General features: G+C 73.3%; 6 protein-coding genes. 2 read left to right on the top strand and 4 right to left on the bottom strand.

Going from position 1 to position 7375, the window contains the following annotated elements:
* The 3 genes from ACOJUF_RS24170 to ACOJUF_RS24160 all read right to left on the bottom strand — a co-directional run.
* The coding region (locus ACOJUF_RS24170) for an AAA family ATPase (protein ID WP_420124358.1) at window positions 1-790 on the bottom strand (790 nt) is incomplete at its 3' end.
* Window positions 791-793: 3 nt separating this feature from the next.
* Window positions 794-1960, bottom strand: a complete 1167-nt coding sequence (locus ACOJUF_RS24165; RefSeq protein ID WP_420124357.1) for an exonuclease SbcCD subunit D — start codon at window positions 1958-1960, stop codon at window positions 794-796.
* A gap of 10 nt (window positions 1961-1970) precedes the next feature.
* Complete coding sequence (locus ACOJUF_RS24160; RefSeq protein WP_420124356.1) at window positions 1971-3758, bottom strand: ATP-binding protein; 1788 nt, start codon at window positions 3756-3758, stop codon at window positions 1971-1973.
* A 415-nt stretch (window positions 3759-4173) separates the two neighbouring features.
* Here ACOJUF_RS24160 and ACOJUF_RS24155 point away from each other — a divergent pair, with 415 nt between their 5' ends.
* Both ACOJUF_RS24155 and ACOJUF_RS24150 read left to right on the top strand, forming a co-directional pair.
* Window positions 4174-4956, top strand: coding sequence for an IclR family transcriptional regulator (locus ACOJUF_RS24155; protein WP_420124355.1), 783 nt, complete (start codon window positions 4174-4176; stop codon window positions 4954-4956).
* Window positions 4957-5102: 146 nt separating this feature from the next.
* The gene (locus tag ACOJUF_RS24150) at window positions 5103-6158 is read left to right on the top strand and encodes an alpha/beta hydrolase (protein ID WP_420124354.1); all 1056 of its coding nucleotides are present in this window, start codon (window positions 5103-5105) and stop codon (window positions 6156-6158) included.
* 77 nt (window positions 6159-6235) lie between these two features.
* On the opposite strand, the gene ACOJUF_RS24145 is transcribed toward ACOJUF_RS24150, so the two are convergent.
* Entirely contained in the window at window positions 6236-7246 is a 1011-nt protein-coding gene (locus ACOJUF_RS24145) for an aldo/keto reductase family protein (RefSeq protein WP_420124353.1), read from the bottom strand.
* Window positions 7247-7375 lie beyond the last annotated feature (129 nt).

Below are 7375 nucleotides of genomic sequence, written 5' to 3'. Positions count from 1 at the left end.
CGTCGCGCTCGGCCTCCACCTGGGATCGGGCCGCGTCCGCCTCGGCCAGCGCCGTGGCGGCCGCCCTCAGCCGCGGCAGCTCCGCCTGCACCGTCGCGGTCAGCGCGGTCAGCTCGTTCTCGCGCCGCCGGGCCCGGGCGTCGGCCTCGTCGGTGGCGTCGGCGAGCTCGGTCAGCTGCTGGGCCAGCAGGTCGACCCGCGCGCCGGCCTGCCCGGCCCGGGCGTTGGCCCGCTGGCCGATGTCGGCGTAGAGGCCCGCACCGAGCAGCCGCAGCAGGATCGTCCGGCGCTCGGCCGGCTTGGCCCGCAGGAAGTCGGCGAACTCACCCTGCGGCAGCACGACGCACTGGCAGAAGTGCTCGTACGGCAGGCCGAGCAGCTTCTCGATCGCCGGGGTCACGCCGCTGTCCGCGGCGACCGACTCGACCTCGTCCTCGATGCCACCGCCGGCGGTCGGATCGATCAGCCGGTCCAGCCGGGCGTTGCGCACGTGCACGCCGGCCTTGGTGCGCCGCAGTTCCCGGGCGACGACGTATCGCCGGCCGGCGACGTCGAAGACCAGCGCGACCTTGCCCTGGTTGGCGGTCGGTGCAAGCCCGTACATCACCATGCTGCGGTGGTTCCACCGCGGCACGGTGCCGTACAAGGCGAACGTCAGGGCGTCGATGACGGTGGACTTGCCCGATCCGGTCGCACCGACCAGCACGAAGAAGTCGGCATCGGCGAAGTCGATGACCGCCTCGTCACGGAACGCGGCGAAGCCGTTGAGCTGCAATCGAACCGGTCGCATGGCTCACTCCCGCCCGGCGCCGGTGATCTCGTCGTGGAGCTGCCCGAACAGGGCCTGCACCCGCTCGTCGGCGACGCCGCGGGCGGCGCAGAAGTCGGCGAACAGCTCGGCGGGGGAGCGGTCCCGACGGTCCGTGGCCGGATGCCGGTCGGCGGTCGCGACGGCGAACTCGGGGTCGATGCGCACCTCGAGCGCACCCGGCAGCGCGTCCGTGACCTCCTCGCGCAGCCCGGCCCGGGCCGGCTCCTGCACGTACACCCGCAGGTAGTCGTCGGCGAGCTCGTCGGCCCGGGCGACGACCTGCTCGACCGTGCCGTGCACCGTGCGCAGCCGGCGGCCGGCGGTGATCGGCAGGTCGGTGATCCGGGCCGGCGTCGTCGGCGACGCCTCGACCAGGCAGACCACCGAGGTGTTGTCCTGCTCACCGAAGTCGACGGCGAACGGCGACCCGCTGTAGACCACCGGGGCGGGGGCCGGCAGCGTCTGCCGCCGGTGCAGGTGCCCGAGGGCGACGTAGTGCGCGTCGGCCGGGAACGCGGCGGCCGGCACGTGGTACTCGAAGATCGACTGCGCCTGCCGTTCCCCGCCGCCGAACGACCCGCCGACGACGGTCAGGTGGGCCATCATCACGTTGACCGCGTCCGGGGTGAAGGACGCCGCCAGTGCGTCGATGACCTCGCGGACCATGGCGTCGTAGTCGCGGGACAGCTCGGCCGGGGTGGACGCGACCAGCTGGGCGGCCTTGACCGCGTACCGCTGGGACAGGAACGGCAGCACCGCCACGTTCACCCGCTCGCCGGTCGACCGGGCGTCGAAGCTGACCACGCCACCCTCCTCGGCCGGCCGGACCCGTCCGACCAGGGTGATGTCGACGGCGTCGAGCAGCGGCCCGTACGCGTCGAACGTCGCCGCGTTGTCGTGGTTCCCGGCGATGGCGATGACCTTGGCCCCGGTGTCGCGCAGGGCCAGCAGGGCCCGCACCACCAGCTGCTGGGCCTTGGCGGTCGGCGCGGCCGAGTCGTACAGGTCGCCGGCGATCAGCACCGCATCCACCTGCTGCGCGCGGGCGTGCTCGATGATCTGGCCGACCACGGCGTACTGCTCGTCGAGCCGGTCCCGGCCCTTGAGCGTCTTGCCGATGTGCCAGTCGGCGGTGTGCAGGAATCTCACGTCGGCGTCCTCAGAACGGCGGGGGATCGTCGTGCGGCAGCCGGCGGAAGGCCGGCGCGGTCGGCCGGGTGGCCGGGGCCGGCGGCGGGGTGCCGCACTCGGACTGGCGGGTGGCCCAGGCCGGGAACGGGAACTCGACGGCCAGCGGCACCGGGATCTCCGGCTGCGAGACGAACATGGTGCCCGGCCGGGCCAGCGTGGCCCGGGTCCGTTGGCTGGGCGGCAGGAAGCCGTACTCGGGCCGGCCGGCCTCGGCGGCGTCGAGCCGGCCGACCACCCGGATGCTGCTGTTGGACACGATCCGGCGTTCCACCTCGCTGGCCGTCTGCTGGGCGCCGATCAGGATGATGCCCAGGCTGCGGCCGCGTTCGGCGATGTCCAGCAGCACGTCCTTGATCGGGCTGTTGCCCTCGCGGGGCGCGTACTTGTTGAGCTCGTCGATCATGGTGAAGAGCAGGCTGCCCGGCCCCGCGGCCTCCTTGCGGGCGGTCTCGGCGGCGAGCACCACGCCGACGACGAACCGCTGGGCCCGCTCCCGCAGGTTGTGCAGGTCGACGACGGTCACCTGCTGGTTGGTCGTGTCGATGCGCCGCCGGCCGGTGTCGGGCAGGTCGGCCCGGATCAGCGTGCGCAGCGGCGTCAGCGATCCGGTGAGCCGGCGGATGAACGCGTTGATGGTGCCGGCGCCAGTGACCGGCCCCGCCCACTCCGGACGGGTGTCGTCGGCGGTCAGCCGGTCGACGATCACGTCCACCAGTTCGGAATACGTGCGGCAGGTGCTGGTGCCGATCCGGACGCCGCCGTCCCGGCCGATCGGGGTCGCCTCACGCTTGAGCCGGGCCGCGACCTGGTGGATGACCATCGTGTACTGGTGCCGTTCGTCCTCGGCGTCGGTGAACACGAACGGCAGCAGCTCACCCGCGCAGAACTCGTCCAGGGTCCACCAGAACGCCTCGACCCCACTGGTCCGGCCGGTGATGTGGGGCCGCCCGGTGGGATCGTCCGGGGTCGGTGGGGAGAAGAACCCGGCCGAGGAGAACGGCTCGGCCGGCAGGCCCAGCCGCGCGTAACTGCCCCGCAGCTCGTCGTCCAGCCGGACGTTGGCGTGGTCCAGGAACAGCAGATCCTCGCCCTTGACCGAGAACACCAGCGCCTTGGTATTGGTCGCGCGGGTGCCCAGGACGCCGGACCGGAACAGCGAGTGCAGCAGGAACAGGGCGTAGCTGGTCTTGGTCGCGACCCCGGAGATGCCGCTGATGGAGATGTGCGCGCCGCGGGAGCCGTCGACGAAGTCGAGATTGACGTAGACGGGGGAGCCGTCCCGGCCGGACCCGACGGGCAGCCTGCGGTCCATCCGGTCGAACGACAGGGCCTGGTCGCGGTGCTCGCCGACGGCCCGCACAACGGGCTCCCCCGGCAGCGGCGGCACGTAGCACTCGGGATCGACCCGGGTGGTGGTGATCTCCGCGGTCTCCTGGATGCGGGCGGGCAGCACGCCGTCGCTGATGAGGAACACGTCGGACCCGAAGCTGGCCCCCTCGTGCCGCGCCTGCACCTCGGTGACGACGCCGGCGACGAGCACATCGCCGACGCCGGGCACCGCCCGCCGGGTGGTGACCACGTCGTCGAGCTGCAGGTAGTCGCCCTCGCGCAGCGCGACGTGCCACTGCAGGGGAGTCGCGTCCTCGGTGCCCAGCACCCGGCCGATCGCCTCGCCCGCGGCGCCGTCGCCGGGACCGGAACCGAATCCGGAACCCGGCCCGGAGCCGACCCCTCCGGCGGACACAGGTGCGGACAAACCCCCTCCTTCGTTCGCGCCGGCCGTCGGGCCGGTGCCAGCGAGTATGTACCGGCGCCCCGACAGCGGGCGCCGCGCACCGTGCAGGCCCGGCCCCCATCCGGATCACGCAGTGGGCCCCGGCGGGGCCCGGAACCTTGGTGTTCCACTCAGCGGTACAAGCCGGTTGTTCGCCGGTCGGTCGGTTGACAAGGTAGGGGCATCGGCAGCGCAGAGCGTCACAGATGCGGACATCGAGCCAGGTGTCACCGGTTCTTCGTTCATCTGTCCACGCGGCCGACGAGTGTCCGGACGGCCCACCCGTCCGGTGCGGACGTGAATTGACTGAGTACGCAGCACGGTGACCGGTGTCCCCGTGCTGCCCCAAAGGCGGGAGAGATCATTGGCCGGGAACGCGACCGAGTCCGGACGTTCGGTGACCAGCAAGATCACGTCGATTCTGATGACCTTCACCGAGGGCAGCGAGCACTCGCTCACCGAGATCGCCCGCCTGGCCGGTCTGCCGGTCTCGACCGCGCACCGGCTGACGTCGGAGCTGGCCGCCCGCCGTCTCCTGGAGCGCACCACCGACGGCCAGTACCGGGCCGGCCTGCCGCTGCGCACCATCGGCGGCACGGACGCCGCCCCGCCCAGCGTCGGCGATCGGGCGCCCTACGTCCTGGAGGATCTGGCCGCGGTCACCAAGTGCCGGGCCCGGCTCGGCGTGCTGCGCGAGCTCGAGGTCGCCTACATCCAGAAGGACCCCGGCCCCCGCCCGGCCACCGCGTTCTCGTCCGCGGCGACCCTGCCCCTGCACGCCACCGCGATGGGCCGCGTGCTGCTGGCCTTCTCCCCGCAGCGGACCGTGGAGATGACCATCCTGCGCGGGCTGCGCCAGTACACCCCGCACACCGTCACCGCCCCGGTCCGGCTGCGCCGGGCCCTGGGCGTCACCCGGCTGACTCGGGTCGCCGTGGCCAAGTGGCAGCTCGAGCCCGGCGTCTGCGGCGTGGCCGTGCCGGTCTTCGGCGCCGGCGGCGACGTCCTGGCCGCCATCGAGCTGTCGGTCCGCGACCTGGGCACCGATCTGCAGCCGCTGCTGGGCCCGCTGTCCATCGCCGCGCGCAGCCTGTCCCGCGAGCTGTCCGGCACCAGCGCGATCCCGGCCCAGCCGACCGCGCCGGCCGAGGAGCGCCACCTGGTGGCCGTCGGCCACTGAGCGCGGCCCGATCGCGACCCGATCGTCCCGGGCCGGTCGCCCGAGCGATCGCCGGGCCGCCCGCCGGCGGGCGCGGACGGGTGCCCGCCGATCCCGCCCGGTGACCCGCGGCGGCCGCCGGACCGCGGATGTGAATGAATGCCGGGGTGGACCTTCTCCTGCCCGGCATCATCGCCGCCCGCGTCCCGACCGACCGCCTGACCGTCAACACCTTGCAGATCGACGGCCGGGACGGCATCCCCGTCGTCCTGGTGCACGGCAACGTCTCCTCCGCGCTGTTCTGGCAGCGGCTCATGCTCGACCTGCCGGAGCGGTACCGGCCGATCGCCGTCGATCTGCGCGGATTCGGCGACACCGATCCCGAGCCGGTGGACGCGACCCGCGGCGTCCGCGACTACGCCGACGACGTCCGGGCCACCCTGGCCGCCCTGCAACTGGACCGGGTGCACCTGATCGGCTGGAGCATGGGCGGCGGTGTCGTGCTGCAGTGCCTGCGGGACCAGCCGGCCGCCCTGGCGTCGGTGACCCTGGTCAACCCGGTGTCCCCGTTCGGCTTCGGCGGGACCTCCGGCGTCGACGGGGTCCCGGCCGACCCGCCCGGCCTGGGCTCGGGGGGCGGCACGGCGAACCCGCAGTTCGTCGAGCGGCTGGCCGCCGGCGACCGGTCGGGCGACGGACCGCTGGCGCCGCGGAACGTCCTGCTGGCCCACTACGTCAAGCCGCCGTTCGTGCCCGACGGGCTGGACTACATGGTCGAGTCGATGCTGTCGACCCGGCTCGGACCGGACCACTACCCGGGCGACCTCGGGGTCACCCAGACCTGGCCGGGGCTGGTGGCCGGCTCCCGTGGCGTGCTGAACACCATGGCGCCGAACCACTTCCGCATCGATGATCTGCAGGTCGTCGAGCCCAAGCCGCCGATCCTGTGGGTCCGCGGCACCGACGACGTCATCGTCTCCGACACCTCCCTGTACGACCTGGCGCGGCTCGGCGAACTCGGGGTGGTGCCCGGCTGGCCCGGCCCCGAGGCCTACCCGGTGCAGCCCATGGTCAGTCAGACGCGGGGCGTGCTGGAGCGGTATGCGGCGGCGGGCGGCCGGTACCGCGAGGTGCCGATCGCCGACGCCGGGCACTCGCCCTTCCTGGAGAAGCCGGCCGAGTTCCTGGCCGCGATCGCCGAGCATCTGGCCGCCGCGAGCTGACCCCGGCCGGCCCGGGCCGGGACCGACCGGCCCGGCTTCCGGCCCGCCCCTGCGGGCCGAACCCGGAGCCGGCGGCCTCAGACGGGTCGCTTGGCCGGCGCGGTCGCCGCGGTCATCGCCGGGTCGCGGACGACGACCTCGCCCAGGACGTCGTCGATCCGGGCCAGCAGCTCCGGCGGGATCCGCACCTCCACCGCCTTGACGTTCTCGGCCACCTGCTCGGGCCGGGAGGCCCCGACGATGGCCGCGGCCACGTTGTCGTTGGCCAGCACCCAGGCCAACGCCAGCTGCGCCATCGTCACGCCCAGCTCGTCCGCGACCGGCCGCAGGCCCTGCACCGCGGACAGCACCTCGGGTCGCATGAACCGCTCGATGGAACGGGCCCCGCCCTTGTCGTCGGTCGCCCGGGACCCCGCGGGCGGCGGCTGATCGGGCAGGTACTTGCCGGTCAGCACGCCCTGGGCGACCGGCGACCAGACGATCTGGGACAGGCCCAGCTCGCGGCTGGTCGGCACCACCTGATCCTCGATGACCCGCCAGAGCATCGAGTACTGGGGCTGGCTGGAGATCAGCTGGATGCCCAGCTCCCGGGCCAGGGCGTGACCCTGCCGGATCTGGTCGGCGGTCCACTCGCTGACCCCGATGTAGAGGGCCTTGCCCTGGCGCACGACCTGGGCGAACGCCTGCATGGTCTCCTCCAGTGGCGTCTCGGTGTCGAACCGGTGGGCCTGGTAGAGGTCGACGTAGTCGGTGCGCAGGCGGCGCAGCGACGCGTCGATCGACTCGGCGATGTGCTTGCGGGACAGCCCGACGTCGTTGTGCCCCCGGGGGCCGGTCGGCCAGTACACCTTGGTGAAGATCTCGAGGGACTCGCGCCGCTGCCCCTGCAGGGCCTCCCCGAGCACCGTCTCGGCCGCGCCGTCGGCGTAGACGTCGGCGGTGTCGAAGCTGGTGATACCGGCGTCCAGGGCCGCCCGCACGCAGGCCGACGCGACGTCGTTCTCGACCTGCGACCCGTGGGTGAGCCAGTTGCCGTAGGTGAGGGCGGAAATCTTCAGGCCGCTGCGGCCCAGGTAACGGAACTCCATGACGCCCAACCTAACCCGCCGGCCGATCGGCCGGCCGCGGCCGATCGGTGCGACCGGCGCACCGGATCCCGCCCCGGGGCGCTCCCGGTAGTCGTGGGACCATGTCCGCCGGACACGACCCGGGACACC

This window comes from Nakamurella sp. (genome assembly GCF_048594475.1).
Taxonomy (GTDB): domain Bacteria; phylum Actinomycetota; class Actinomycetes; order Mycobacteriales; family Nakamurellaceae; genus Nakamurella.
The sequence above is the reverse complement of the archived record's forward strand: the minus strand, read 5'-3'. Positions and strand labels throughout refer to the sequence as shown.